Source organism: Bacillus sp. FSL W7-1582, from assembly GCF_038593325.1.
GTDB lineage: Bacteria > Bacillota > Bacilli > Bacillales > Bacillaceae > Bacillus > Bacillus altitudinis.
Genome location: NZ_CP151987.1, coordinates 463,640 through 487,630, shown reverse-complemented (window position 1 = coordinate 487,630; position 23,991 = coordinate 463,640). Strand labels below are relative to the sequence as shown.

Sequence of the window (23,991 nt, the reverse complement as noted above, 5' to 3'; positions counted from 1 at the left end):
GATCAGCTCCATAGTTTTGGAATTTCATTCATGATGGTATATCCGCCCATGATTGCCATGATGACAACAACAAACGCACCTGTTGCTGTCAAAAAGAATGGATGGCGATAATCACCGACAATTTCTTTTTTATAGGCAGCAATCAGCAATGTTCCGAGTGCAAGCGGCAAGATCAATGCATTGATGGCCCCAACCAAAATCAATATGTTCACAGGTCTTCCAATCGTGATAAAACAAATGGTCGAGAGCGCAATGAATCCAACGATAATGCCTCGTTGATTTTTCTCGATTTTTGGTGAGAAGGTTTTAAAGAAGGAAACGGAGGTGTATGCCGCTCCAATGACTGAGGTAATGGCGGCAGCCCACATAATGATGCCAAACATTTTATATCCCACATTTCCAGATGCTAATTGAAAAACAGACGCAGGCGGGTTCGATGGATCAATCTGTAAGCCTTTTGAGACAACTCCTAGAACGGCTAAAAATAAAGCCACACGCATCACGGATGTGATCAAAATACCGAAAATGGAACTTTTCGTCACTTGTGGCAATGCATCCTTCCCCTTAATGCCAGCATCCAGCAGACGATGACCACCAGCAAAAACGATATAGCCGCCAACTGTTCCGCCGACAAGTGTGACAATTGATAACATGTCAATTTTCTCTGGCACGAAAGTTCTCATGACCGCTTCTCCAACTGGCGGTGCTGTGGAAATAGCCACATACAGCATCAGACCAATCATGACAAAACCAGCGATTTGTGTGAATCGGTCCATCGCTTTTCCTGCCTCTTTGATGACAAAAATGAGAATGGCAATGACTGCACTGACCCCAGCCCCTATGCGGGGATCGACGCCGAATATGACCTGAAAACCGAGACCCGCACCGGCGATATTTCCAATATTAAAGGCAAGACCCCCAATGACAATCAAACAGGCTAACACATATCCAAGACCCGGCAGAACCATATTGGCAATGTCCTGTCCTCTTTTTTCCGAGACGGCAATGATACGCCATACATTTGTTTGCGCAAAAATGTCTAGCAAAATGGAAATCAAAATGACAAACCCAAAGCTAGCTGCGAGCTGCTGTGTGAACACCGTTGTTTGTGTTAAAAATCCCGGTCCAATGGCGGACGTTGCCATTAAAAAGGCTGCGCCCATCAGCATAGAACGGTTCCCTTTTGGAGCTTTCATCTGTTTGGCTTTCTCTCTTTTCATGCTGTTTCCCCCTTTGATGACGATTTATCGAAAGGCCTTGAGTTGAATAGTGGCTTCTTTTAGCTTCGCTGTAATGGTTTTTGCAAATTGAAGCGCGTGACTGCCATCCCCGTGGATGCACACCGTATCTGCTTTGAGCTGAACATCTTCCCCTTGCACTGTCCGCACTTTCCCCTCTCTTACCATACGGATGACCTGCTGAACTGCCCTTTCATCCTCTTCAATAAGTGCATGAGGTTCACGGCGTGATGTCAGTGTCCCGTCTGGTTGATACGTCCGATCAGAAAAAACTTCATGTGCCACTTGAAGACCGATTCTTTCCCCTGCTAACGCAAGTTCACTGCCTGACAGCGCAAATAACACAAGGTTAGGATCAATATCATACACAGCCTTCGCAATCGATTCAGATAATTCAGTATTTTTAGCCGCCATGTTGTAAAGGGCGCCATGTGGTTTGACGTGCTGCATCATGCCGCCTTCTGCTTTCAGAAAGGCTGATAGTGCACCAATTTGATAGATCACAAGATCATAGGCTTCCTCTGCTGAGATCGCGATTGGACGTCTGCCAAAACCGACTAAATCTTGCAGACCTGGATGTGCACCAATTTGAACCCCTTTATCCAGTGCCATTTTAACCGTCTTTCTCATCACAGTTGGATCTCCCGCATGAAAACCGCATGCAATATTGGCTGAGGTAACATATTCAAGAATTTGTTCATCTGAACCGATGGTGTATTGACCAAAACTTTCTCCCAAATCACAGTTAATATCCACTTGATACATAGGACCCCTCCTTGTCGTTCCGAATTACGGAATATAAAGTCCGAATATTCGAATTTATATTGATTATACCAACTTTGGATAGACTGCACATGAAATTGTCAGAAAATATAACAATAGAACTAGGAGAAAACAAAAAAAGTGAGAGGTCATATCCTCTCACTTTTTCTACTCGTTTATTTAGACAGCACCCAATGCTGGATGGCTTTTGCTACCCCGTGCTCTGTATTAGGAGCCGTAATCCAATCAGCGGCTTCTTTCACAACTTCTTGTGCATTGCCCATTGCAATGCCTAATCCGGCTTCTTGAATCATCGCCATATCATTCAGACTGTCGCCAAGTGACATGACGTTGTCCATTGTGCAGCCAATGCGTTCTGCTACTTTTGCAAGAGCTGCCGCTTTGTTAATGCCTGCTGCATTGACTTCAATATTGGTTGGACTGGAATTCGTGATTTCTAGCTGTCCATTTGTTTTCAATGTATGGAGGACTTCCTCACGAACAGCATCGTCATGAATATCAAAACCAAATTTCAACCATTCGTGGTCATGAATGCGTTCTGGGAATTCTCCCCTCCACACCTTATCCACAGTAGATGCCCAGTAATCGGTTTCGTATCTGTTTTTTAGATCCCACATCATCTGAACGTGATCGGGATGCAGCAGTTCCCGTTCGATCAACTGGAAGTTTGAATCCCAAATTTCACTTCCGTTCGCTGTGACAAGATAAGAAGAGAGTTTCAGCGGCTCGACCAGCTCTTTGCATGTCATCAGCGTACGTCCTGTGCTAATCACCACATGGACCCCTTTGGCTTCTGCTTCTTTAATGGCTTGTTTATTTTCCTCAGGAATGACGTGCTCACTGTTTAACAGCGTGCCATCCATATCAATGGCAATCAATCGGATGTCTTTCTTATCAGCTTGTGTTGACAAATTGAGTACCCCACTTTGTATCATTTTTTGAATCTATCTTTATTTTAATATAAAGATGAAGATGGCACAAAGGGACGAGTTTGATCCCATAGAAAAAAGACCTTGTGACAGGTCTTTTTACTTCTTCTTAACGTTCACATGCGATGCCGTCTTTATCACGGTCAAGGTGTTTATTTTTTAAGTAAAGTGCTTTTGATACATAAGGCTTGTACTTCGTTTTTCCACCTTTGTTTTTCGTATTTTTGCTTTTTGCTACGCCGCCTTTATATACTTTGTTGAGTGCTTTGCAGTTTTTGTACTTGACTGTCTTTGCATCCGCTGTGTGAGTGTCAACTTGTGTAAAGCTAAGTAAAAGACCGAAAGACAAGACAGCGACCATGATTTTTTTTAACATGTAAGTTCCCCCTATTTTTTCTCATTTTACATTTTTATCATATGTCACCACATTTTGTTTTTCAAGACGATCGAGGTGAAAATATTGGTTTTTTTGGAATTTAATAATTCTTATGACCTATATGTTAAAATGAGTGGGAAACCTTTCCGGTTTTGACACGTATATGAAGAGAGGAGCTTTCCATATGAAAATGAAATATACCATTCTATATGTAAACGATGTTGAGGCAAGTATTCAGTTCTACCATCATATCCTCGGTTTCCCGATTAAATTGAGGGTTGAATCCTATGTTGAGTTTGATACAGGAGAAGTCACCCTATCAATTAATTCACGCCAAGATGTGAAAGAGGCACTTGGTCTACCTGTTCCAGAGGCAGTCAGCTCATCACAAACGTTTGAGATTGGCTTTGTTGTGGATGATGTGAATGAAACCATTGCGTCCTTGAAGGAAAAAGGGGTACCTGTCATCAAGGAACCTGCTAAGAAGCCGTGGGGACAAACGGTCAGTTATGTGTCTGATCCTGATGGACATTTCATTGAAATATGTGATGCGGTCTCCTAATAGCTGTCCGAAGGAGTGAAGCGTAATGAGAAAGAAACATGCTTTTTTTGTTGGTGTTTGCTCCATGCTGTTGATTTGCAGTGCGGCGCTCATATTACAGCACCATGAATGGATTGGATTCGTCAGTGGTGGAATCTCTATTATTGCGTTCGTTGCATCTGGATTTCTTATGGGTGCATGGACCAACGGGGAAGAGGCACGAGCGGCCTATCACTCTGAAACAAAAGAACACCGGATGTTTCGTCTTGATACGGCTTTTCTTTTCATCATCTTTGCCCTTCCGCATATGGGTGCAGCACTGTTATATGTTTTTATGTAAATAGTTGATTTGATTCAAAGGAGTAATTAACATGGCTGTTTTTGTCTTATTCGTTGTATTTGGTTTACCTATGATCTCTGTGCTGATTGGTATTTTCGGCACATTGTTTTTAAAGAACATTTGGTTTCCCACCTTGATTGTGCTGGTAGCGAGTGTGATTCTGATGTTCACCTCTATTGGTGGAAATAAAACCTTTCTCATTTGGGTCATCGTCTACACAGTCTGTGCATTTCTCGGTGCATTCATTACAAAGCGATTCAAAGCTGTTTCATAAATACTCATCAAAAAAAGAACAGTTTGCACTGTTCTTTCAGATTGTTGACAAAGGGCTAAAATGATTCTTTATTTTAGCCCTTTGTCTTCTTTTCAGCGTGATAGAAAACCTTTGCAGTCTAGGAAGGACGAGTACTGGAGCGGAGCGAATTTGACATTCGTGAGCACCAGCACGCAGGACTGACAAAGAATGCGAGGGTTTGGCTACTCGCTGAAAGAACAGTTTGCACTGTTCTTTTTTTGATTAAATATCCGCACACCATAGCTCTATTTCGATTTTCAGCTCTGGCCACCCTAATGCAGTCACATAGGCAACGGTCATTGATGGATATGCCGTTTTGAAGATTGCATCCCACTGTGGATATAGATGATCCCAATCAATTTCTTCTGTTGCCCAAATATTGACTTTGATGACGTGTTCTTCATTCAATCCTTCTGATGCAAGGATTCTCTTTATATTTTCAAACGTATTGGTGACTTGGTCGTTTAAGCTTGATGGGATCTGTCCATCTGCTCCTGTCCCTACTTGACCTGATGTCACAAATAACCCCGCACCCTTTGGCACCCTTGTGATATGACTGTAGTTGCCAACGGGTTTCGGCATACTTTCTGGGTTTTTTCTCGTGATTTTTTCCATGTAAATCCCTCACTCACTATGATTTTTCTGCGTGTTTTTCCTCCTGTAGACAGACTTCACCAATTTTTGTCTATCCTAAAAGAAAACAGCAGTGGAGTATCCGTAGCCACAAGGTAAGAACATCAATATTTTCTTTTTCATGGCCGAAACACCCCTTTTTGATTGCGTGAGCAAGGTTTAGATTTATTTCATCCTACCTGATAAATGAACCACAGTCAAAAATAAATGATAAACGATAACGTGCAATATTTTGATTCTTCATACCCATTATCTAAAATCGTTCTTTTCTTGTTCATGGTTTGTTCAAATTTCTTCTATATAGTAGATCGTAATAGGAGGTAGGATACATCATGGCAAAAATAAATAAGAAAATGATTAGTCTTTGCACCGCAGCCATTAGCAGCTTATACATCACTGGTTATGCAACTACCCATCATGCGCAAGCCGTTCAGACAGCACAATCAAATACACAAGCAGACGCTTCTTCAAACGATACATCTCTCACATCAGATACTACCGCCACTCAAACAGAAGATACCACTTCAGAAACTGAACTCAAGGATGGTACTTTCTCTGGTACTGGATCAAATGAGATTGGCTCTATTAGTGTATCTGTTACCATCAAACAAGGAAATATCACTTCTGTCGAGATTACGAGTGATAACACTAGATACGGGCAAAGCTCCATTTCATCATTACCCAATGAAGTGGTCATCAGACAAAGTGCTGATGTAGATACGGTGAGCGGCGCAACATTAAGTACTCAAGATTTTGAAACAGCTGTTGCTCAGGCTTTAGAGCAGGCAAAGGCATAGAGAGGAGACACCAAGATGAAATGGTTAGGACAACAAAAACTCATTACTTTTCAAAAATCCATGCTGGCTATGGGAACTGTTATCAATATTCAAGTGGTTGCCTATGAAGAAGATCGACGGGCTGTTTTAGAGGACATCAACCGTGCCTTTTCCATTTTTTACGATATCGAGCATCGTTTTAGCCGTTTCCGCTCTGATTCTGAAGTCATGAAGTTAGCCAATCGTTCAAAGCAAGAGGTATTAGTCAGTGAAATGCTTTTCGATTTAACAGCCTATGCGCTAGAGTTAGCTGAATTAACAAATGGAAAGTATGATCCAACCATCGGGAAAGTCATGGAACAAAAAGGATTCGATCGGTTGTACACGACAGGACAAACTTTTTCATCAGATGACGTACCACATACAGCTGTTCATTACCGTGACGTCCAGTTAAACGAGATGAATCGGACGATTTATTTGAACAAACCGTTGATTTTGGATTTCGGTTCTATTGCAAAGGGATTTGCGTGCGATCTTGCCGCAAAAGAGCTTGAAGCATGGGAGGGCTTTATGATGAATGCTGGCGGGGATGTGTTGGTATCTGGGTTTAACGAACAACAAGAAGAGTGGTCAATTGGGATTCGGCATCCCCTTCAAAAAAAGACCAATATCATGGTCATGCAAACCACAAATTGTGCGATTTGTACATCTGGAAGCTATGAACGGATCAGCCGTAATGATCCTCATACGCACCATTTGATTCTCCCTCAAACGAAACAGTCTGAACAAAGTTTGTTAAGCTGTACCGTCATTGCACCACTCGGTATGCTCGCAGATAGTCTCTCTACAGCTGCTTTTTTATTAGGTAGAGAAGGAGGTTATTCTTTTTTAGCCGAACATGAAATACCTGCCGTGATGGTGGATCAAGATGCTGATATGACCCTAACACCGGAGATGAAGGAGGTTCCATCATGGAATTACAGCCAGCACCAACCACAGACCAAACATTTTTGAAATCATCGCCTTCACTAAAAACCTACATTCGGACGCCGAAACGGTATGTCATTGCCATTCTTTTGGTTCTTCTAGCCGCCGGCAGTCTGCACACTGGATTTCTTAGTGGTCTCACTACAGTTGCCACCAGCATCGGGACAGCACTAATTCTTGACTCTTTTATCTCAAGAGTGGTTTGGAAAAACAATAAACACACATTCCCTGATGGAGCTCTGCTCACAGGGCTGATTATTGGCATTGTTCTCAGTCCAGCCACTTCTTTTGCTGTATCTACTTTCACAGCCGCAGTAGCCATTTTATCTAAGCATGTCATCACTTATCAAAAGAAGCCGATTTTGAATCCAGCTGCGTTTGGTTTATGGCTCTCAGTCATTTTATTTTCTTCCAATCAAAGCTGGTGGGGCGGTATGTCTCTTCTACCTTGGTGGACCCTATTCCTTGTGGTGGTCGGCGGTTATTTGGTGACAAGCCGCGTACAAAAGTTCCCGCAAGTTTTCGCCTTTCTAGCCGCATACGGACTCATTCACCTCATATTGGGATTCATTGGCTTAACGGATGCTTCATCTGCTTTTATGACGCCCTACTTAAATGCCGTCTTGTTCCTTGCATTCTTTATGTTGACTGATCCACCTACTTCACCAGCAAAGAATCGTGATCAAATCATCTTTGGTATCCTCTGTGCTGTCGTTTCATGTGTGGACTTCTATTTATTTAACAGCTTATCCTACTTACTCACAGGGCTTTTATGTGCCAATGCTTGGAAAGCCTATCGAACGTACCAAACAAATCAAAAGCGACGGGCAACACGGACGAAAGTCGTCTAAATAAAAAAACGGACATCGACTTTTCGACGTCCGTTTGACCATACCTTATAAACGATAACGTGCAATATCTTGATTCAATCGCATGCTTAGCTCATTGAGCCTTTCTGCTGCCTTCGCCACATTGGAGATGGCGGTGACTTGTTCGTCTGTAGATGCAGTGATTTCTTCAATCGCTGCGGCATTTTCTTGAGAAATATGCGCTGCACCATGCATCGCTTTTGTGATGAGGTCGTTTTGTTCCAGTAATGTATTCAGCTCTTTTGCCATCGCATTCGTTTCAACGATGGTTTGTGAAATCGATGTAGAGATGGAATTGAATTCTTGTTCTGTTGCATGAACCGCTTCATCAAGCTCGGCAAAACGATCCATTGTTTTGGACATCATGCCAGCTGTAGCCGTCGTTTCTTCTTTAATGCCTTGAATCATCTGCTGTATTTGAACAGCTGATTGCTTTGTCTGTTCAGCTAAATTCCGCACTTCACTCGCCACAACCGAGAATCCTTTGCCATGCTCTCCTGCACGAGCTGCTTCAATGCTCGCATTCAGTGCCAGTAAGTTCGTTTCGTTTGAAATGCTTTCAATGGTATCTGTGATTTGAGAAATATCTTGTACTTTTGTACTTAACTGCTCAATCCCTGATCGAATGCCTTGAGATGCCTGAATGGATTGCTCATTTGATTGTTTTAATTGCTGGACAATTTGCTGACCCTGCTGGGAAGATTGGTTCGACTGGTCTGAAATTCGTTTGATCTGGTCGCTTTTTTCTTTGACGTTTTCAATGGATTGATTGAACTGAGTCATTTGTTGATTGGCTACCTCAAGGTCTGATGCCTGATGAAGAGTCCCTGTTGAGATGTCTCCAATCGCTCTGCCAATTTCTTCACTGCTAGCGGATGTTTCTTCAGAGATGGCGGATAGATCTGTCGCAGATTCGACGAGCTGGCTGCTCGTTTCCTGCAAACCGCTCACAAGTGCTCTAAGCTCTCCTGACATATGATTAAAACCTTTTGCCAACTGCCCAATTTCATCCGAGGTTTCTTTTAAGCTGGTGCGTTCAAGATTGCCTGCCGCAATTTCTTTTGAAGCAGCCGTGACTTGCTTAAGCAATCTCACTTTTCCTCGGGCTGCCAAATAAAAGACACCCATACTTAAAAGAGCGACACCTGCTGTAATGAGAATAATATAGAGCTTCATCTGCTCTAGTTCTTTATAAAATTCATCCTGAAATACAGCGATTCCTATACTCCAATTCCACGGTGTAAACTGGTTCATATAAGCGAGTTTTTGCTTTTCTTCCCCCGTGGCATCGTCTTTATCCATATAGGTGATATAGTGTGCATCCTCGCCTTTTGCTGTGGCGCCAGCGACCATTTTTTGACGATTTGTCGTGTTATCTGGGATGACGCCGATGTCGTTAACCGGATGAACCTGTGATGAATAATCGGCTCCATATGCGACAAGGTAGCCTTTATTTTTATAGATAAAATCTGATTTTTGAAATTGATACCCTTTGCCGTCGTCATTTTTAGGCCCGTTCAAATAAATACGGGCTTGTTCCTGCGCCTGTTCAAGCGTCAGTTCTTTTTTCTCCACACGGTCGTTCAATTGTTCAAGAGTGGCCATCGCTCCATTTACGATGTGTTTTAAATCTGCTTTCCCTGCATCAATTAAGACATTTTTCGCTAAAAAATACCCCGTTGTTCCTACAAGTCCGCCTGTTAAAATTGTAATAACGATAATGGCTGACATCAATTGAAAAAAGACACTCCTTGAAGCAAACGCTTTCTTTTTCATGTTCTAATTCCCCCTTACTACATATATCGTCATGCAGGGGAAAGTATTAAAAAAGTCATAGAAAAAATCCCTTTCACGTTAGAAAGGGATTTTTTGATTATCGCTCGGTTTCTTTGAGGATGTCTTGATAGAGATCGTCTTCAGGTTTGAGTCCACATACCTCTTGAAGCACACCTTCAATGCCTTTTTCTTTCCTTAATGCCTGCAAGCGGACCGCTTCTTCGTCTTCTGCAAAGTCGTAAGCCAAAGCAGCAGCGATCCCTTTGATTAAGTACACTGGCTGCTTGATCTTTTTCGCTGGACCGATTAAACGGTCATCTGCTCCCAGCTTTCTAAGAGGAGAGCGTGCGACACGAGTCACTTCATCGGAAATAAACGCATTTTCAAATCGCTTGATGATTTTTTGAATATACGCATCATGTTCTTCTTTTCGGAAGCCATATGCGTCAATTAAATAACTGCCCGTTTCATGAAGGGCACCTTCGACAACTTGACGAATGTCTGGTGTATCAACAGCTTCTTTAATGGTTTTTACGCCTTTCTGATACCCGACATAAGCCGCTAGTGCATGTCCTGTATTGACGGTGAAAAGCTTCCGTTCAATATACGGCGTCAAATCTTGGACAAAGGTCGCTCCGTCAATTTGCGGAACATCTCCAATAAAGCCCGTCTCATCAATGACCCACTCGAAAAATGGTTCAACCGACACTTTGAGAATGTCCTCATGGTGCTGAATCGGAACAATGCGGTCAACCGCAGCGTTTGGAAAGCCAACGGTTTGTGATATCGCTGCTTGCTCATCTGCTGTTAAATGAGAGAACACCGCTTCTTTTAAATGAGCACTTCCCCCAATCATATTTTCACATGCCACGATGTTGATGATATGGTCCGGCTTTTTTTGTTTTAATCCTTCAGCAATCGATGAGGCAATGATCTTCAATACGGCTGGTCCAACAGCTGTTGTAATCAAATTGGCTGTGGCAACCGCCTCTGTTAATGCTGCTGGATTTTGCGAAGAATTGATCGCTGATACGGGCCCGACAATTTCTTGCTTCTGCCCTGGTGCTGCGAGTTCAACCGTGTATTCTCCTCTTTCATTCAGCTCATTGATGACCGCTTCATTCACATCGGTAAAGACAAGTTCAAAGCCTGATGCCTTTAACAAAGATCCGATAAACCCTCTGCCAATATTCCCTGCTCCAAAATGAAGTGCCTTCATGTTAGTTCACCTCGTTAAAGATGGCGATCAGTTCATCCTGATCCTTTGCATGAATGATCCGTTCTACATTTTCTTCTTCTGAACAGACAATCGCAATTTGAGACAGAATATCAAGATGCTCGTTGTTTTTCCCAGCAATCCCAAAGACGACTTTCGCCACATTTCCTTCACCATATTCAACACCATCTGGAATTTGGATAATCGAAATCCCTGAATGAAGGACAGCCGCTTTCGCATCCTCTGTTCCATGAGGGATTGCAATGCCGTTCCCCATAAATGTAGAAGAAATCTCTTCTCTTTCAAACATTTTGTCGACATAATCACTTGTGACATAGCCGTTTGCTACGAGGACTTCGCCTGCTTTTTTGATGGCTTCTTCTTTAGAACCTGCTTGTTCGTTTAGAAAAATATTGTCTTTAGAAAGTACTTGTTTCATACATGATCACACACCTTTTTTAGAATAAAAATCAGGAAAACAACCAAAACGGGGAGTTCAATTAGGAAAAATTGGACTCAACCCGTTTCGTCATGTTATTTTTTCAATTTCTCAATCAGCTCATCATATTTCGGGCTGTTTAAGAAATTATCCACTGAGATATGCACAGCGCCTGGCAGCTTTGCCTTTGCTCTGTCTGTTAAATCTTTATGAGTAAAGACCACATCCGCATCGTCTGGGATGTTGCTGATAGAAGTGTTTGTCACATCGATATCAAGCTCTGCCTTTTTCACTTTGTTTTTCAGAATGGACGCACCCATTGCACTTGAACCCATCCCTGCATCGCAGGCAAAGATGATTTTGTTCACGTCATCTGGATTGACATCACTTGGAGATGCTGCTTGCTCGTTTGCTTGAGCGTCTTCTTTTTGTGCCGTAAGAGCAGCGGCTGCTGCACTTTTCTTGCCTTTCATGTCCTGCATCTTTTCTGTTGCTGCTGTTAAATCTTCGTCAACTTCTTTAGATGCTTTCAAAATGACCGATGCGACAAGGAACGATACGATAGCTGCTACGACAACACCTGCTAAAACGGCAAGGTGACCGCCTTTTGGAGACATCAGCATAAGCGCAATAATACTTCCTGGTGACGGCACAGCTTTTAATCCTGCATTTAATAATGTGAACGTCAGGACACCACTTGCTCCCCCTGCAATGACAGCCAAAATGAGTTTTGGTTTCATTAAGATGTACGGGAAGTAAATTTCATGGATTCCTCCTAAGAACTGAATGACAATGGCACCTGGTGCAGACTGTTTCGCATTTCCTCTTCCAAAGAACATATACGCAAGAAGAACACCTAAGCCTGGCCCTGGGTTTGTTTCAAGCAAGAACAGAACAGATTGCCCTGTCTTCGCTGCTTGCTCGACCCCTAACGGACCTAAAATACCTTGGTTAATCGCGTTGTTTAAGAATAATACTTTTGCAGGTTCAATGAAGATACTTGCCAGCGGTAGTAAATGAGCATTGACAATGATATCTACACCTGCCGCAAGGGCTTTATTCAGACCTAGTACCACTGGGCCGATAGCATAGAATGCAATGGCAACAAGAATGGCACCGAGGATACCTGCCGTAAAGTTATTCACAAGCATTTCAAAGCCAGATTTGATTCGGTCTTTAAACAGCTGGTCGATTTTCTTAATAAGATAACCGCCCAGCGGCCCCATGATCATGGCACCTAAAAACATTGGAATGTCTGAGCCAACAATGACCCCAATCGTAGCTGTAGCACCGAGCACTCCGCCTCGATGGTCATAGACGAGTTTACCGCCTGTGTAACCAATTAAGAGCGGCAGTAAGTAGTTAATCATCGGTCCAACGAGTGTAGCTAATTGCTCATTCGGAAGATAACCACTTGGAATGAACAAAGCTGTAATGAGTCCCCATGCAATAAATGCACCAATATTCGGCATAATCATGCCGCTTAAATAGCTTCCAAAGCGCTGTACTTTCACGCGGAATCCGCTTTTTTCCTGCATCTGTGAAAACCCCTTTCTTCTCTCCCTTTATTTCGGGCTTTATAGGTCAAAAGATATAAGAACAAGAGTCAGTGAAGCCCTTATACCTATCGTAAAACGCTTTCACTTTCCCTTCAATTGAAACTAAATGTCACTTTGTCACTTAGTGTGTGACAAAATTGAAAAATGATGTGACACTTCTCGGCATACCATAGATGATAGCGGGGTAAAAGTTGAATCTACTGTTGTTTTGGCGCAAAATTCATTGGAATTTCACAACTTTCAAATGGTCACTTCTTGTTTCCTCTACTTAAATCGAATAGGCTTATATTGATCAAACATTCAAGAAACGTCTGCGCAGACAAGACATGACACAGAAAAAGTGAACCATCTTGCTATTTGTTTCGTTTACCTTTTAGAGTGGGCGGTACAATAGAAAGAGCGGTTTTTCTGTGACTCACAGTTTACTGCCGCTTTCTTTCTGATACATGAGACATTTTCATAGGTAGAAAGGCGGTTATTCACATTGTTGAAATATCGGAAGTGGCTTCTGCTGCTCATCTTCATGTTCTCCTTTTTCATGCCAAAAGAAGCATTTGCTCATGCATATGTGGTGAGCTCAAATCCAGTAGCAAATGAAGAGCTGGATCAGCAGCCTCCTGCAGTCTCGATCACCTTTAGTGAAGGGATCGAAAGTGGATTTCATGCCATTAAGGTGTTCAATGCAAAAGGGGATCGTGTGGATCAAGGAGATACGGTCATCAAAGAGCAAAAGATCATGGAAGCAGCTTTAAAAAAGAATTTACCAAAAGGCATTTACACCATTCAGTGGAATGCGGTATCAGCCGATGGGCACTCTGTGTCTGGCATGATTCCGTTTAGTATCGGAAAAGCGGATGGAGGATTTGATCAATTAGATCAAGGACAATCAAGTGAATCCATCGATATGGCTTCAACCATTGACAAAGCCTTTCTGTATACGTCATTTAGCTTATTTCTTGGAACCATTTTATTTGGGCTTCTATGGTTTAAAGCGGCCATAACCGACGTTTTAGCTCGGCGAATGAAGCGACTCTTAACTGTTTCATTGATCATGATGGGCGGAGCACTCTTGTTCCAGCTGCCGATTCAAACTAAGTCAGCGGCAGACGTGTCCTTTTTAGGGGCATTTCAACCATCACTTTTACAAGAAACCATTGCGTCGACTTCGGGCGGGAGTCTGTGGATGATGCTAATGGCGTCATTTGTTCTACTGTCGATCTGGACGATTGTGGCGATGAAAAAAGGAAACTTCACTTCCTTCCGGGTATGGCTGTTTCCACTGCTCATTTTCACTGTGCTCCTATGGCTAAAAGCACAAATCGGTCATCCAGCCGCAACAGATAATAAAATACTGACAACGTCACTTGACTTCATTCATCTCATTTCTGCATCTATTTGGGTCGGCGGCTTAACAGCCATTGTCCTTCTTTTGATGAAGAAACTGCCGAATGAAGATCAGCCGCTCATACGCAGCACCCTGACAGCTTTTCATCCGTGGGCACTGCTCTCAGTTGGACTGATTGTGTTTTCTGGGTTTGTGAATGCGATTTTTATTCTGCAATCATTTGATGCCCTTTTCCAATCAGCCTATGGACGCACCTTCTTAATCAAACTTGGTTTATTTATCATCATGGGTCTACTTGGGCTCGTCCATTATTTGATGCTGAGATGGGAAAAGAAGCAGAAACGAAACGTATCTTTACGAGCAGAGTGGATTATTGGGATCGCTATTTTACTATTAACAGCCGTATTCACCAATATCCCAAGCCCTCCGCCGCCTGCACCAGAGCCATTCTTTGGAGCCAATCAGGTGGAGCATCGTGACCTTGTGTCTTTGAGCATTACCCCGAATGCTCCTGGTAAAAACACGTTCGAGGTGGCATTTACGAAGAAGGATGGACAAACGATCACAGACATTCAATCAGTGACAGCTAAGATCCACAAAGTCTCCTTGTTCGGTGATGAAACGCCTAACGAATTTCAGCTGAAACGATTAAAGAATGGACACTTCTCGGCTGAAAACCTCTTACTAAATGAAAAAGGCACTTGGAAAATTGAGATTCATGCATTAACTGGTTCTTTTGACAACATCGATACGACATTCATTAGAAGAAACTAAAAGGAGTTCATATCATATGAAAAAATACGTTAAAGCTTTATTACCAATGCTTCTCGCTTCATTTTTACTGGCGATTCCTGTGAGTGCACACGTGACAGTCAAACCTGATACATCTGCAACGAATGCTTGGGAAACCTATACGTTAAAAGTACCTTCTGAAAGCGACAGTCCGACAACAAAGGTTGTCATCATGATGCCTAAAGGCGTAGAATTCCAGCAATACGAGCCAGTGCCTGGCTGGAAAACAACAACTGAAGAGAAAAACGGAAAAGTCACAAGAGTCACTTGGGAAGCAACTGGCGATGGTGTCCTTGCTGGCCAGTTCCAGCAATTCGTGTTTGTCGCAAAAAACCCTGAAAAAGCCGGCGAAGCGGCATGGGATGCGTATCAATATTATAAGGATGGAACAGTAGTTGAATGGACTGGCGACAAGGACGCTGATAAGCCTCATTCGATCACAAACATTGTTGCGTCTAATACCGTAACGGATTCACATGGTCAAGAAAAACCAAAAGAAGAAAAGGCATCTGAAACAGCCTCTTCTTCTTCTTCACCACTTGTTCTTGGTCTGTCCATTGCAGCCTTAGTTGTGGCATTAATTGCACTTGGACTTGCATTTAGAAAGAAATAAACCTTACATGAGCGATCGTTTTTTCAAGCGGTCGCTTTTTATTTTCCCAACCTATCATTTCCAATATAGGATTGAATAGGATACTCGTGCATGCCATAATGAGACACATGACCACCTAGGAGGCTATGAGATGAACCATCTAATCATATTTGCTCATCCCCAGCAAAGCTTAAATCAAACCCTATTAGATCTTGTTGTAAGCACTCTTTTGAACAATGGTCATGATGTGACGGTTCGTGATGTGTATAGCATTGGCTTTCCGCCAGAGCTGACAACAGCAGAAAAGGTTGCCATGAGAAACGGACATGTGCCGGTACCGGTTCAAAGAGAGCAGAAGCTGATTCAACAAGCTGATGTCCTCACGTTTATCTTTCCAATATGGTGGACAGGCTTGCCGGCGATGCTAAAGGGTTATGTGGAGCGCGTTTTTTCAGAGGGGTTTGCGTATGAGATCAATGAAAACGGAGTGGTGAAAAATCTGCTTAGAGACAAAAAAGGGGTCATTATTAATACGCATGATGCACCGAGGACCTTTCTTGATTCAAATATGATCATCACCCCCAGCCATCACATGACGACAGATACAGCCGCCTTCGATCTGATCGGCGTTCAGCCAGTCGAACGGCTCTTATTCAGCAGCATGGAACAAGCATCTGCAGACGACATCCACGAGATTCTCAAAGAAACAAAAGAAACGGTGGATCAACTTTTCCCACCGGCTGTTTAACATAAAAAAACTGCCGAGGCTTCTCGGACAGTCACAGATTGTTGACAAAGGGCTAAAATGAACTTGATTTTAGCCCTTTGTCTTCCTTTTCAGCGTGATAGAAAACCTTTGCAGCCCTAGGAAGGACGAGTACTGGAGCGGAGCGAATTTGACATTCGTGAGCACCAGCACGCAGGACTGACAAAGAATGCGAGGGTTTGCCTACACGCTGAGACTGCCGAGACTTCTCGGACAGTCTTTTTCACATGTTATTCGTCTAAACCAATTGACACATACTTCGTTTCTAAATAAGGCTCGATGCCTTCGATGCCGCCTTCACGACCAATACCGCTCTCTTTCATACCGCCGAAAGGTGCCTGCACAGCGGATGGTCCCCCGTCATTCCAGCCAATAATCCCGTAATCTAGATTCTCAGATATATAGAGACCATTGCGGTAATTCTCTGTAAAGAAATAAGCCGCAAGTCCAAAAGGTGTATCATTTGCTAATTCAATGGCTTCATCTAATGTGCTAAATGTCGTAATGGGTGCAACTGGACCAAACGTCTCTTCATGCATAATGTTCATTGAAGGGTCGACATGAGTTAGCACCGTCGGCTGAACAAAATAATACGACTTCTCATCGTCAAAATGTGTATCGCCGCCGACAAGAACTTTCGCCCCTTTATCCACGGCATCTTGAATTTGGTCGACAATTTTATCGAAGCCTCGCTTATTGATAATCGGTCCGATGGACGTGCCTTCCTCAAACCCATTTCCTACTTTCAGCTTTTCCACTTCTTTGCTGAAGCTTTGCGCAAATGCTTCATGAATTTCTTCATGGACGATTAAGCGATTGGCACAAACACACGTCTGGCCTGCATTACGGAATTTAGATGCCACTGCTTGTTTCACAGCCAATTCAAGGTTGGCGTCCTTATCTACGATCAGCGGGGCATGACCGCCAAGTTCCATAGAAACGTGTTTCACTGTGCTCGCACTGTTTTTGATGAGATGTTTTCCAACTGGTGTTGAGCCAGTAAATGTGATCTTGCGGATCAATGGACTATCTGTGAAGATTTCCCCCACTTCTTTTCCATCTCCAATCACCCATTGTAAGGCATCCTCTGGAATTCCGGCTTCATGGCCTAATTTGACAAGCTCAATGGCCGTAAGCGGCGTGTCTTCAGCAGGTTTCACGATAAACGTACAGCCCGCCGCAAGCGCTGGTGCTGCCTTTCTTGTAATCATCGCCGCAGGGAAATTCCATGGTGTAATCGCCGCAACAGGACCGACTGGCTGTTTTGTGACAAATAGGCGTTTGTTTGTCGTATGAGATGGGATCGTTCTACCGTAAATCCGCTTTGCTTCCTCTGCGTACCACTCAATATATCCAGCGGCATAGACGATTTCCCCTAATGCTTCTTGATACGGCTTCCCGTTTTCTTCTGTGATGATTTTTGCAAGTCTTTCTTTATGCTCGATCATGAGATCAAACCATTTGCGAATGATATTTGCACGTTCATGGGCCGACGTTTTTGCCCATGTTTTGAATGCTTTGTGTGAGCGAGTGATCGCATCTTCAATCTGTTCTTTTGTATGCTGAGCAACTGAGGCAATTTCTTCTCCGGTTGCAGGATTATACACTTTGAGTTCGTTTGTCATGCTCTACCTTCTCCTTCGTTCTTGGATTCATTACATATAGTATATACCCAATGAGTGCCCAACCTAAAAGCAAAATCCATTCAGCTGGCCATGATAAGGAGGCCGGCATCCCTGGAAAATAAAATGAAAGAAAAAGGAAACTCAGTCCAATGGCTAAAACGCCGGTCGTCCGCCAATATTTAATGCGGTATGGTCGCTCAAGCTCAGGTTCTGTCTTGCGAAGTCTCATAAAGGCAATGGACACAATCAAATACCCAACGATGATGCCCACACCGCCTGCATTAACAATCCACACGAGGGCAGGTCGGCCTAGTAATGGTGCAAAAAATGCAAGTGCACCTAAGAACAAAATGGCATTTGTCGGTGTTTTATACTTCGGATGAATATACGCAAACCATTTGGAAATCATGCCTCTTTCCGCCATTGCATAGAGGATACGGCTTGCACCAATGATAAATGCATTCCAGCTCGTCACAATGCCTGCTACACCACCAATGACAAGCACAGTCCCAAACGCCTGATGACCAAGAAGCTGTACCATGGCATCTGCTGTTGCCAGTGATGAAGCCTCAAGCTGACCTTTTGACAATCCTGCCGCTACTCCAAAGACAATGAGCAGATAAAATACAACCGCACTCACAATGGAGATAATCAAAATTCTCCCGATGATCTTCTTAGGTGCGTTAATCTCCGCCGCTACCTGCGGGATGACATCAAACCCAACGAATAAAAAGGGAATCATCACTAACACAGCCATCAGACCGCCAACCCCGCCCTGAAACATCGGCTCAAGGTTTGCAAAATCTCCATTAAATGTAGCTCCGCCTAATAGAAGAAAACCTGTCAGGATAATGGCCACTGTGAACACCGATTGAAAAATGGCAGCAGGCTTTGCGCCAATGTAGTTCAGAGCTGTTAAAAACAGTGCACCGCCAGATCCAATCAATACCCATGTAAAGTAAACATCCCATCCTCCTATATTCCATAGGAAACCAACATGCTGTGTTGGAATGACATAGTCAATGACTGTCGGAAGTGCGACAGCTTCAAACGTAATCACGGACACATAACCGAACAATACGCCCCATGCGGAGACAAACGCTGATTTGATCCCAAATGCCCGCTGGACAAAGACGAGTCCTCCGCCTGTTTCTGGAATCGCAGAGGAAAGCTCTGCATACGTTAGCCCAATAAAAATGACGAGAATGCCCCCTATGACAAAGGCAATCACACTTCCTAAAAATCCAGCTGTTAAAATCCAATCTCCCGAAAGTACAACCCAGCCCCAGCCAAGCATTGCACCAATGGATAAAAACAGTACGTCTGACTGCGACATGGTTTTAGCCATTTGTTGTTTTTGCATACAACCATCCCCCTTTGTTGTTTAGCGTGCTGTGAAGGCGTCTTCGATAATCCCTAGTCCTTCTTGCAGCAGCTCATCTGTGATGACAAGTGGTGTTAAAAAGCGAATAATATTCCCATTGATCCCTGCCGTTAATAAGAGTAGTCCGTGCTTGTTTGCATAGGCTGCAATCGCTGCGGCTGTCTTCTTATCTGGTGTACGCGTTGTTTGATCTTCCACAATTTCAATGGCCGCCATTGCCCCTAATCGCCGGACTTCCCCGATGAATGAGTACTTACTTCTCCACTCATTCGCTTTGTCCTCAATGACTTGTCCAATGTATTCAGATCGTTCATTCAGTTGTTCTGTTTCAATAATATCAAGTACAGCCAAAGCTGCCACACAGCCTAATGGACTGCCAGCATACGTTCCTCCTAGCTCCCCTGGGTCCGCTGCATCAAGTAATTCTTTTCTGCCAACAACACCGCTCAGCGGCAGGCCAGCTGCAAGTGATTTTGACACAGTAATTAAGTCTGGCACCACATCGTAGTGCTCAATCGCAAAATATTTCCCTGTTCTTGCAAATCCTGTTTGGATTTCATCTGCCACGAATACGATTCCATGCTGCTGACAGAATGAAGCGACGTGCTGGACAAAACGCTTCGATGGTACAATGAATCCGCCCTCCCCTTGGACTGGCTCCATCACCACACAAGCGACCGTTTCTGGTGCAACGGTTGCGACAAAGAATTGATTGAACTGATCAATGATGTATTCGTCGTAGGCTGCATCGCTTAATCCTTCAGGTTTTTGATAGTAATAAGGATACGGCGCTTGATAGACCTCTGATGCAAATGGGCCGAATCCAAATTTATAAGGCTTGACCTTGCTTGTCATGCTCATCGTCATATTCGTTCTTCCGTGGAACCCTCTTGTAAATGAGACAACCGCTTGTCTTTTCGTATATTTACGGGCAATTTTCACTGCGTTCTCAACCGCTTCTGCACCTGAATTTAAGAAAATGGCTTTTTTGTCATGGTCGCCTGGTGTAAGGTGGCATAGCTTTTCTGCTAATTCGATATAGGATTCGTACATCATGACATTAAATCCTGGGTGAATCAGGCTGTCTGCCTGCGCTTTGACTGCTTCCACAACCTTTGGATGAGAGTGTCCTACATTTAATGTACCGATGGCCCCTGCAAAATCGATAAAACGATTGCCGTCGATATCGAAAAGCTCGGCTCCCTTCCCTTTCGCTGCAAGATGACGGTTGCCATTACTTACGCCTCTTGCGACGTATTGATCTCTTTTCCCCTGCCATTCCTCTGTTGAAAAACGGTTTGTTGTCGTTTGACTCATTGTCATCCATCCCCTTTATGTCTTTTTTATTATTCTGAATATTTTTTGGTATGATAGAAAGTACCAATATCATTTTTTTCATGGTACCAGAGAGGATGGAATGACGAGATGCTGACAATTCAACTAGATCAAACAGGGGAAAACGGATTTATTTATCATCAAATTTATACAAAAATTAAAGAGGAAATTTTAAACCGTAACCTGCAACCACACGATCAATTACCATCTAAACGAGAGTTAGCAGATACTTTAAACGTCAGCGTCAATTCAGTGAATGGCGCCTATCAGCAGCTGCTTGCCGAGGGATATTTATATTCAGTTGAACGGAAAGGCTTTTTTGTGGAATCACTGGAAACATTTCATGAATCAGGTCAACTGAAACCCTCTTCCCTTCCAGCAGATTTAAAGGAAAATCCGATTGAGCGAGATGACTGGTATTCCTTTTCACATATTTCTGTTGATACAGCCAATTTTCCTTTTAAAAGCTGGCTGAAAAGTGAGCAAAAAGCGATTCATCTCCACCAAGACGCCTTTGGTGAGCTGCCGCACCCACAAGGCGTCTATGAGCTGCGGGAAACGATTGCCCGGCTGATTGGACTTGCACGAGGGGTCAAATGCTACCCTGAACAGCTCATTTTAAGTGCAGGTACACAGTCGCTCATTCATTCGTTATCTAGCATCCTTCCAGCTGATCAAATATATGGATTAGAAAACCCCGGCTACCGCAGACTGTATCAAATGCTGAAAAACAATCATCACCGGATTGAAACGATTGGCATTGATCAAAAAGGGGTGCGGATGAGCGATATCCAGAAGAAAGAGCCAAATGTGTTGATCATTACGCCTTCTCATCAGTTCCCAACAGGGGTGATCATGCCGATTTCTAGGCGGATACAGCTATTAAACTGGGCAGCTGATCAGCCAGACCGCTATATCATTGAGGACGATTATGACAGTGAATTTAAGTACGGCACAGACAGCATACCGGCGCTACAAAGCCTTGATCGCTATGACAAAGTCATTTATATGGGGACCTTTTCGAAATCTTTGCTGCCCGGCTTGAGGATCAGCTACATGGTGCTGCCGCAGCATTTATTAAGACGCTATAAAGAAGAACAGCACTTTTTTATTCAAACGGCCAATCTTTTTACACAATACACCCTTCTTTATTTTATAAAAGATGGCGCCTATCAGCGGCATATTAAAAGAATGAATGGGCTATATGAGGAAAAACGAAAACAGCTCATTGGGGAGCTTGACACTGTCTTTCGTGACAACGTACGAATTATCGGGGAAAATGCAGGGCTGCATTTTATCGCAGAATTCCGCTCAGATCGGACGCAGCATGAGATTTTACAACGTGCCAAAGACCGAAAGCTGAAAATGTACGGGATGGACCGTTTTACCCTTGATGAGCATGTGCCTGGTCACAAAGAAGGCTTTGTCCCACTCGTCCTCGGTTTCTCTCATATGCGGCCAGAGGATATTAAGCCAGCGGTGAGACGCCTGTATGACTCGATTTATGGGAAATGAAACAGCTCATGTAGATGAATCGTGGCGCTCCTTTGACGGGACTAAACCGACAGAGGAGTGTTACGATCACATTCTTTCATAAACGTAATAGTTGATGTGAATATTTTTTTCTAGCAATTTCACGAGTGTTTGAAGGCTTTTCAAGTTGGTTGGCAGTAACGCAATACCATCTCCCTGTTCAACGATTTTGATCATTCCTTCAAACGAATCTAACTCAAATAGGGTTCGATCACCCAGCATACGTCTGGCCTCATGTCTTAATGGGCAAAGCTGATCACGATTCACGACCAATGAAACATCATCATCGTATATCTCTTTGGATTTTCCATATACGTTCAATGCCAAGCTCTTTACCTCTTTTAATTGATATTCCGCTTTTTCCATTTGATTAAAAGAAATAATTTGATCATACACATCCTCTGTTAACTTTTTGTTGATCGTACTTGATGAAGCAATGATAAAATCAGTGGCTTGAATATCCTCTAAAACATGCTGCTCATATAAAACGTTAAATAGAAGTTCAGAGCATAAAACGGTCTTTTTCTTTGAAGTCAATTTTTGTTGAATGTCCTTCGTTTCTTTTACGATTTTTTGAGCGTATTGATAAAATAAATCCCCCTGTCCTGTTGAACTGATTCCATGATGATGCCGGATAAAAAATGTTGCATCATATAAAGTTTCAAGCGCTTTGATTCTTTGAGAAATATTGGATTGCGCATACCCTAAAGCTTTAGCCGCTTGATTAATCGATTCTTTTTGATACACCTCTATAAAAATAATCAAATCATTTATATTCATCATGATCACCTATCACTTTTTGTGATAACAATAACACAAATATGTATTATTCAACTGGTTTGAAGTCGATTATGATGGCTATTGAAAGGGAGTGTTTCTATGCATGCCATGCAATATCATGTGGATCTGCCTGCGGATTATGATATGAATATCATTAGAAAAAGAGTACGAAACAATGGATGGAAAACAGATGGATATCAGGATTTATTATTTAAAGCTTATTTGATCACTGAAAAAGACAAACATAGAAGTTTACACAATGGCTATTGCCCATTGTATATTTGGAAACAATCTGAGGGCATGACGGATTTTGTGTTTAAGGGGTCATTTGATCATATTTTACGTTCTTTTGGCTGGAAACAAATCAATATTGGCATCACATATTCCGTTCATTTAACAGATGATTTTCATCGTAGCACATTCGTTCTTGAAGAGTATGTGACGATTCATCCTACTGATTGCCTTGAAAATCTAGATATCGCCCATCTCTTTTCCCATTTTAACAATAATAAGGGTGAAGTCATCGTATATAACCCCGATAAATGGAAATGCGTCAAATATTCTTTTCTGGACTCATTACCAGAGAATATAGAGCAGCAGATTCACATTTATGACATTGTCCATCTGTCTATGGATCATTCAATGGCCTAATTCCGTTTTACACGAGACGCATCACAAATCCCCAAGGTTACAATGCCTTGGGGATTTGTCATTTGTTGATGCAAGATTCTCTTACCACCGCTCCTTGTCTACAGCTAATACGGATGACAAGAGGCCTGGAAAAGCGGTATCAATGTCGTCCTTTCTGAGAGAGTAGTAACGGTGCTTCCCGTCAATTCTCACTTTCACGATGCCTGCTTCTCTTAGTACTTTAAAGTGATGCGACAGCGTGGATTTGGCAATGTTCATATGATACGTACCACATGTCCTCTCACCCGCTTCTGCTAAGCAGCGGACAATCTCCAGCCGAACAGGGTCAGCCAATGCTTGCAGCACAGAAATGAGTCTCATGTTTTCTTGGGTTGGATGATTTGGATTATTCATACGATAAATGTATCGTATTTTGTTCTAACATACAATCT

General features: G+C 42.9%; 25 protein-coding genes. 11 read left to right on the top strand and 14 right to left on the bottom strand.

Going from position 1 to position 23,991, the window contains the following annotated elements:
* Positions 1–2 precede the first annotated feature (2 nt).
* The 4 genes from NSQ11_RS02380 to NSQ11_RS02365 form a co-directional block, all read right to left on the bottom strand.
* Positions 3–1,220 carry an NRAMP family divalent metal transporter gene (locus NSQ11_RS02380; RefSeq protein WP_008347191.1) on the bottom strand — a complete coding sequence of 406 codons (1,218 nt, stop codon included), beginning with the start codon at positions 1,218–1,220 and terminating at the stop codon, positions 3–5.
* Between the two features lie 24 nt (positions 1,221–1,244).
* Positions 1,245–2,003 (bottom strand): 5-oxoprolinase subunit PxpA, encoded by a 759-nt coding sequence (locus NSQ11_RS02375; protein WP_342501241.1) that lies wholly within the window; start codon positions 2,001–2,003, stop codon positions 1,245–1,247.
* Between the two features lie 173 nt (positions 2,004–2,176).
* Positions 2,177–2,932: a Cof-type HAD-IIB family hydrolase gene (locus tag NSQ11_RS02370; protein WP_041508273.1), complete on the bottom strand. Its 756-nt coding sequence runs from the start codon at positions 2,930–2,932 to the stop codon at positions 2,177–2,179.
* A 127-nt stretch (positions 2,933–3,059) separates the two neighbouring features.
* Complete coding sequence (locus NSQ11_RS02365; protein ID WP_017366629.1) at positions 3,060–3,326, bottom strand: excalibur calcium-binding domain-containing protein; 267 nt, start codon at positions 3,324–3,326, stop codon at positions 3,060–3,062.
* 184 nt (positions 3,327–3,510) lie between these two features.
* Between NSQ11_RS02365 and NSQ11_RS02360 the strand changes: the two genes are divergently transcribed.
* The 3 genes from NSQ11_RS02360 to NSQ11_RS02350 are packed head-to-tail and all read left to right on the top strand — an operon-like array spanning position 3,511 to position 4,481.
* Positions 3,511–3,888 carry a VOC family protein gene (locus NSQ11_RS02360; protein WP_008347199.1) on the top strand — a complete coding sequence of 126 codons (378 nt, stop codon included), beginning with the start codon at positions 3,511–3,513 and terminating at the stop codon, positions 3,886–3,888.
* Between the two features lie 25 nt (positions 3,889–3,913).
* Positions 3,914–4,207 carry a DUF5316 family protein gene (locus NSQ11_RS02355; protein WP_046342674.1) on the top strand — a complete coding sequence of 98 codons (294 nt, stop codon included), beginning with the start codon at positions 3,914–3,916 and terminating at the stop codon, positions 4,205–4,207.
* 31 nt (positions 4,208–4,238) lie between these two features.
* Positions 4,239–4,481: a DUF2651 family protein gene (locus NSQ11_RS02350; RefSeq protein WP_046342672.1), complete on the top strand. Its 243-nt coding sequence runs from the start codon at positions 4,239–4,241 to the stop codon at positions 4,479–4,481.
* A 243-nt stretch (positions 4,482–4,724) separates the two neighbouring features.
* Here the strand turns inward: NSQ11_RS02350 and NSQ11_RS02345 are convergent, their stop codons facing one another.
* Positions 4,725–5,117: a RidA family protein gene (locus NSQ11_RS02345; RefSeq protein ID WP_007498112.1), complete on the bottom strand. Its 393-nt coding sequence runs from the start codon at positions 5,115–5,117 to the stop codon at positions 4,725–4,727.
* A 350-nt stretch (positions 5,118–5,467) separates the two neighbouring features.
* Between NSQ11_RS02345 and NSQ11_RS02340 the strand changes: the two genes are divergently transcribed.
* The 3 genes from NSQ11_RS02340 to NSQ11_RS02330 are packed head-to-tail and all read left to right on the top strand — an operon-like array spanning position 5,468 to position 7,749.
* Entirely contained in the window at positions 5,468–5,932 is a 465-nt protein-coding gene (locus NSQ11_RS02340) for an FMN-binding protein (RefSeq protein WP_007498114.1), read from the top strand.
* Positions 5,933–5,947: 15 nt separating this feature from the next.
* Positions 5,948–6,925 carry an FAD:protein FMN transferase gene (locus NSQ11_RS02335; protein WP_342501240.1) on the top strand — a complete coding sequence of 326 codons (978 nt, stop codon included), beginning with the start codon at positions 5,948–5,950 and terminating at the stop codon, positions 6,923–6,925.
* Positions 6,883–7,749 (top strand): RnfABCDGE type electron transport complex subunit D, encoded by an 867-nt coding sequence (locus NSQ11_RS02330; protein WP_212047404.1) that lies wholly within the window; start codon positions 6,883–6,885, stop codon positions 7,747–7,749. The genes NSQ11_RS02335 and NSQ11_RS02330 overlap by 43 nt, the downstream gene beginning before the upstream one ends.
* Positions 7,750–7,794: 45 nt before the next feature.
* On the opposite strand, the gene NSQ11_RS02325 is transcribed toward NSQ11_RS02330, so the two are convergent.
* From NSQ11_RS02325 to NSQ11_RS02310, 4 genes are all read right to left on the bottom strand, one after another.
* Positions 7,795–9,543: a methyl-accepting chemotaxis protein gene (locus NSQ11_RS02325; protein ID WP_116307430.1), complete on the bottom strand. Its 1,749-nt coding sequence runs from the start codon at positions 9,541–9,543 to the stop codon at positions 7,795–7,797.
* A gap of 97 nt (positions 9,544–9,640) precedes the next feature.
* The gene (locus tag NSQ11_RS02320) at positions 9,641–10,762 is read right to left on the bottom strand and encodes a mannitol-1-phosphate 5-dehydrogenase (RefSeq protein WP_342501239.1); all 1,122 of its coding nucleotides are present in this window, start codon (positions 10,760–10,762) and stop codon (positions 9,641–9,643) included.
* A 1-nt stretch (position 10,763) separates the two neighbouring features.
* On the bottom strand, positions 10,764–11,198 hold the full coding sequence (locus NSQ11_RS02315) for a PTS sugar transporter subunit IIA (protein ID WP_019743148.1): 435 nt from the start codon (positions 11,196–11,198) through the stop codon (positions 10,764–10,766).
* 95 nt (positions 11,199–11,293) lie between these two features.
* On the bottom strand, positions 11,294–12,736 hold the full coding sequence (locus NSQ11_RS02310) for a PTS mannitol transporter subunit IICB (protein ID WP_007498124.1): 1,443 nt from the start codon (positions 12,734–12,736) through the stop codon (positions 11,294–11,296).
* A gap of 505 nt (positions 12,737–13,241) precedes the next feature.
* Between NSQ11_RS02310 and NSQ11_RS02305 the strand changes: the two genes are divergently transcribed.
* The 3 genes from NSQ11_RS02305 (at position 13,242) to NSQ11_RS02295 (ending at position 16,234) form a co-directional block, all read left to right on the top strand.
* Entirely contained in the window at positions 13,242–14,876 is a 1,635-nt protein-coding gene (locus NSQ11_RS02305; RefSeq protein ID WP_025206754.1) for a copper resistance protein CopC, read from the top strand.
* 16 nt (positions 14,877–14,892) lie between these two features.
* Positions 14,893–15,507: a DUF1775 domain-containing protein gene (locus NSQ11_RS02300; protein WP_342501238.1), complete on the top strand. Its 615-nt coding sequence runs from the start codon at positions 14,893–14,895 to the stop codon at positions 15,505–15,507.
* Positions 15,508–15,637: 130 nt separating this feature from the next.
* Positions 15,638–16,234, top strand: a complete 597-nt coding sequence (locus NSQ11_RS02295; protein ID WP_007498130.1) for an NAD(P)H-dependent oxidoreductase — start codon at positions 15,638–15,640, stop codon at positions 16,232–16,234.
* A gap of 248 nt (positions 16,235–16,482) precedes the next feature.
* On the opposite strand, the gene NSQ11_RS02290 is transcribed toward NSQ11_RS02295, so the two are convergent.
* The 3 genes from NSQ11_RS02290 to gabT are packed head-to-tail and all read right to left on the bottom strand — an operon-like array spanning position 16,483 to position 20,578.
* A complete protein-coding gene (locus NSQ11_RS02290) occupies positions 16,483–17,877 on the bottom strand; it encodes an NAD-dependent succinate-semialdehyde dehydrogenase (RefSeq protein ID WP_007498133.1) in 1,395 nt (464 codons plus the stop codon).
* The gene (locus NSQ11_RS02285; RefSeq protein WP_017358512.1) at positions 17,852–19,240 is read right to left on the bottom strand and encodes an APC family permease; all 1,389 of its coding nucleotides are present in this window, start codon (positions 19,238–19,240) and stop codon (positions 17,852–17,854) included. Before NSQ11_RS02285 ends, NSQ11_RS02290 begins: the two co-directional genes overlap by 26 nt.
* Before the next feature lie 21 nt (positions 19,241–19,261).
* Positions 19,262–20,578: a 4-aminobutyrate--2-oxoglutarate transaminase gene (gabT, locus tag NSQ11_RS02280; RefSeq protein WP_035390451.1), complete on the bottom strand. Its 1,317-nt coding sequence runs from the start codon at positions 20,576–20,578 to the stop codon at positions 19,262–19,264.
* 108 nt (positions 20,579–20,686) lie between these two features.
* Here gabT and NSQ11_RS02275 point away from each other — a divergent pair, with 108 nt between their 5' ends.
* Positions 20,687–22,111, top strand: coding sequence for a PLP-dependent aminotransferase family protein (locus tag NSQ11_RS02275; protein ID WP_050826952.1), 1,425 nt, complete (start codon positions 20,687–20,689; stop codon positions 22,109–22,111).
* 66 nt (positions 22,112–22,177) lie between these two features.
* Here NSQ11_RS02275 and NSQ11_RS02270 read toward each other — a convergent pair whose 3' ends face one another.
* The gene (locus NSQ11_RS02270) at positions 22,178–22,909 is read right to left on the bottom strand and encodes a LysR family transcriptional regulator (protein ID WP_050826951.1); all 732 of its coding nucleotides are present in this window, start codon (positions 22,907–22,909) and stop codon (positions 22,178–22,180) included.
* Between the two features lie 99 nt (positions 22,910–23,008).
* Here NSQ11_RS02270 and NSQ11_RS02265 point away from each other — a divergent pair, with 99 nt between their 5' ends.
* A complete protein-coding gene (locus NSQ11_RS02265; RefSeq protein ID WP_050826950.1) occupies positions 23,009–23,560 on the top strand; it encodes a DUF4865 family protein in 552 nt (183 codons plus the stop codon).
* Positions 23,561–23,641: 81 nt separating this feature from the next.
* On the opposite strand, the gene NSQ11_RS02260 is transcribed toward NSQ11_RS02265, so the two are convergent.
* Positions 23,642–23,953 (bottom strand): metalloregulator ArsR/SmtB family transcription factor, encoded by a 312-nt coding sequence (locus NSQ11_RS02260; RefSeq protein WP_007498144.1) that lies wholly within the window; start codon positions 23,951–23,953, stop codon positions 23,642–23,644.
* Positions 23,954–23,991 lie beyond the last annotated feature (38 nt).

What these genes read in the sequence shown, in the direction of transcription:
- NSQ11_RS02295 (WP_007498130.1), top strand. Translation starts at nt 15,638, where the DNA reads ATGAACCATCTAATCATATTTGCTCATCCCCAGCAAAGCTTAAATCAA.
- NSQ11_RS02260 (WP_007498144.1), bottom strand. Translation starts at nt 23,953, where the DNA reads ATGAATAATCCAAATCATCCAACCCAAGAAAACATGAGACTCATTTCT.
- NSQ11_RS02350 (WP_046342672.1), top strand. Translation starts at nt 4,239, where the DNA reads ATGGCTGTTTTTGTCTTATTCGTTGTATTTGGTTTACCTATGATCTCT.
- NSQ11_RS02285 (WP_017358512.1), bottom strand. Translation starts at nt 19,240, where the DNA reads ATGCAAAAACAACAAATGGCTAAAACCATGTCGCAGTCAGACGTACTG.
- NSQ11_RS02320 (WP_342501239.1), bottom strand. Translation starts at nt 10,762, where the DNA reads ATGAAGGCACTTCATTTTGGAGCAGGGAATATTGGCAGAGGGTTTATC.
- gabT (WP_035390451.1), bottom strand. Translation starts at nt 20,578, where the DNA reads ATGAGTCAAACGACAACAAACCGTTTTTCAACAGAGGAATGGCAGGGG.
- NSQ11_RS02360 (WP_008347199.1), top strand. Translation starts at nt 3,511, where the DNA reads ATGAAAATGAAATATACCATTCTATATGTAAACGATGTTGAGGCAAGT.
- NSQ11_RS02365 (WP_017366629.1), bottom strand. Translation starts at nt 3,326, where the DNA reads ATGTTAAAAAAAATCATGGTCGCTGTCTTGTCTTTCGGTCTTTTACTT.
- NSQ11_RS02345 (WP_007498112.1), bottom strand. Translation starts at nt 5,117, where the DNA reads ATGGAAAAAATCACGAGAAAAAACCCAGAAAGTATGCCGAAACCCGTT.
- NSQ11_RS02325 (WP_116307430.1), bottom strand. Translation starts at nt 9,543, where the DNA reads ATGAAAAAGAAAGCGTTTGCTTCAAGGAGTGTCTTTTTTCAATTGATG.
- NSQ11_RS02275 (WP_050826952.1), top strand. Translation starts at nt 20,687, where the DNA reads ATGCTGACAATTCAACTAGATCAAACAGGGGAAAACGGATTTATTTAT.
- NSQ11_RS02355 (WP_046342674.1), top strand. Translation starts at nt 3,914, where the DNA reads ATGAGAAAGAAACATGCTTTTTTTGTTGGTGTTTGCTCCATGCTGTTG.
- NSQ11_RS02270 (WP_050826951.1), bottom strand. Translation starts at nt 22,909, where the DNA reads ATGAATATAAATGATTTGATTATTTTTATAGAGGTGTATCAAAAAGAA.
- NSQ11_RS02265 (WP_050826950.1), top strand. Translation starts at nt 23,009, where the DNA reads ATGCATGCCATGCAATATCATGTGGATCTGCCTGCGGATTATGATATG.
- NSQ11_RS02330 (WP_212047404.1), top strand. Translation starts at nt 6,883, where the DNA reads ATGGAATTACAGCCAGCACCAACCACAGACCAAACATTTTTGAAATCA.
- NSQ11_RS02380 (WP_008347191.1), bottom strand. Translation starts at nt 1,220, where the DNA reads ATGAAAAGAGAGAAAGCCAAACAGATGAAAGCTCCAAAAGGGAACCGT.
- NSQ11_RS02310 (WP_007498124.1), bottom strand. Translation starts at nt 12,736, where the DNA reads ATGCAGGAAAAAAGCGGATTCCGCGTGAAAGTACAGCGCTTTGGAAGC.
- NSQ11_RS02315 (WP_019743148.1), bottom strand. Translation starts at nt 11,198, where the DNA reads ATGAAACAAGTACTTTCTAAAGACAATATTTTTCTAAACGAACAAGCA.
- NSQ11_RS02300 (WP_342501238.1), top strand. Translation starts at nt 14,893, where the DNA reads ATGAAAAAATACGTTAAAGCTTTATTACCAATGCTTCTCGCTTCATTT.
- NSQ11_RS02290 (WP_007498133.1), bottom strand. Translation starts at nt 17,877, where the DNA reads ATGACAAACGAACTCAAAGTGTATAATCCTGCAACCGGAGAAGAAATT.
- NSQ11_RS02335 (WP_342501240.1), top strand. Translation starts at nt 5,948, where the DNA reads ATGAAATGGTTAGGACAACAAAAACTCATTACTTTTCAAAAATCCATG.
- NSQ11_RS02340 (WP_007498114.1), top strand. Translation starts at nt 5,468, where the DNA reads ATGGCAAAAATAAATAAGAAAATGATTAGTCTTTGCACCGCAGCCATT.
- NSQ11_RS02375 (WP_342501241.1), bottom strand. Translation starts at nt 2,003, where the DNA reads ATGTATCAAGTGGATATTAACTGTGATTTGGGAGAAAGTTTTGGTCAA.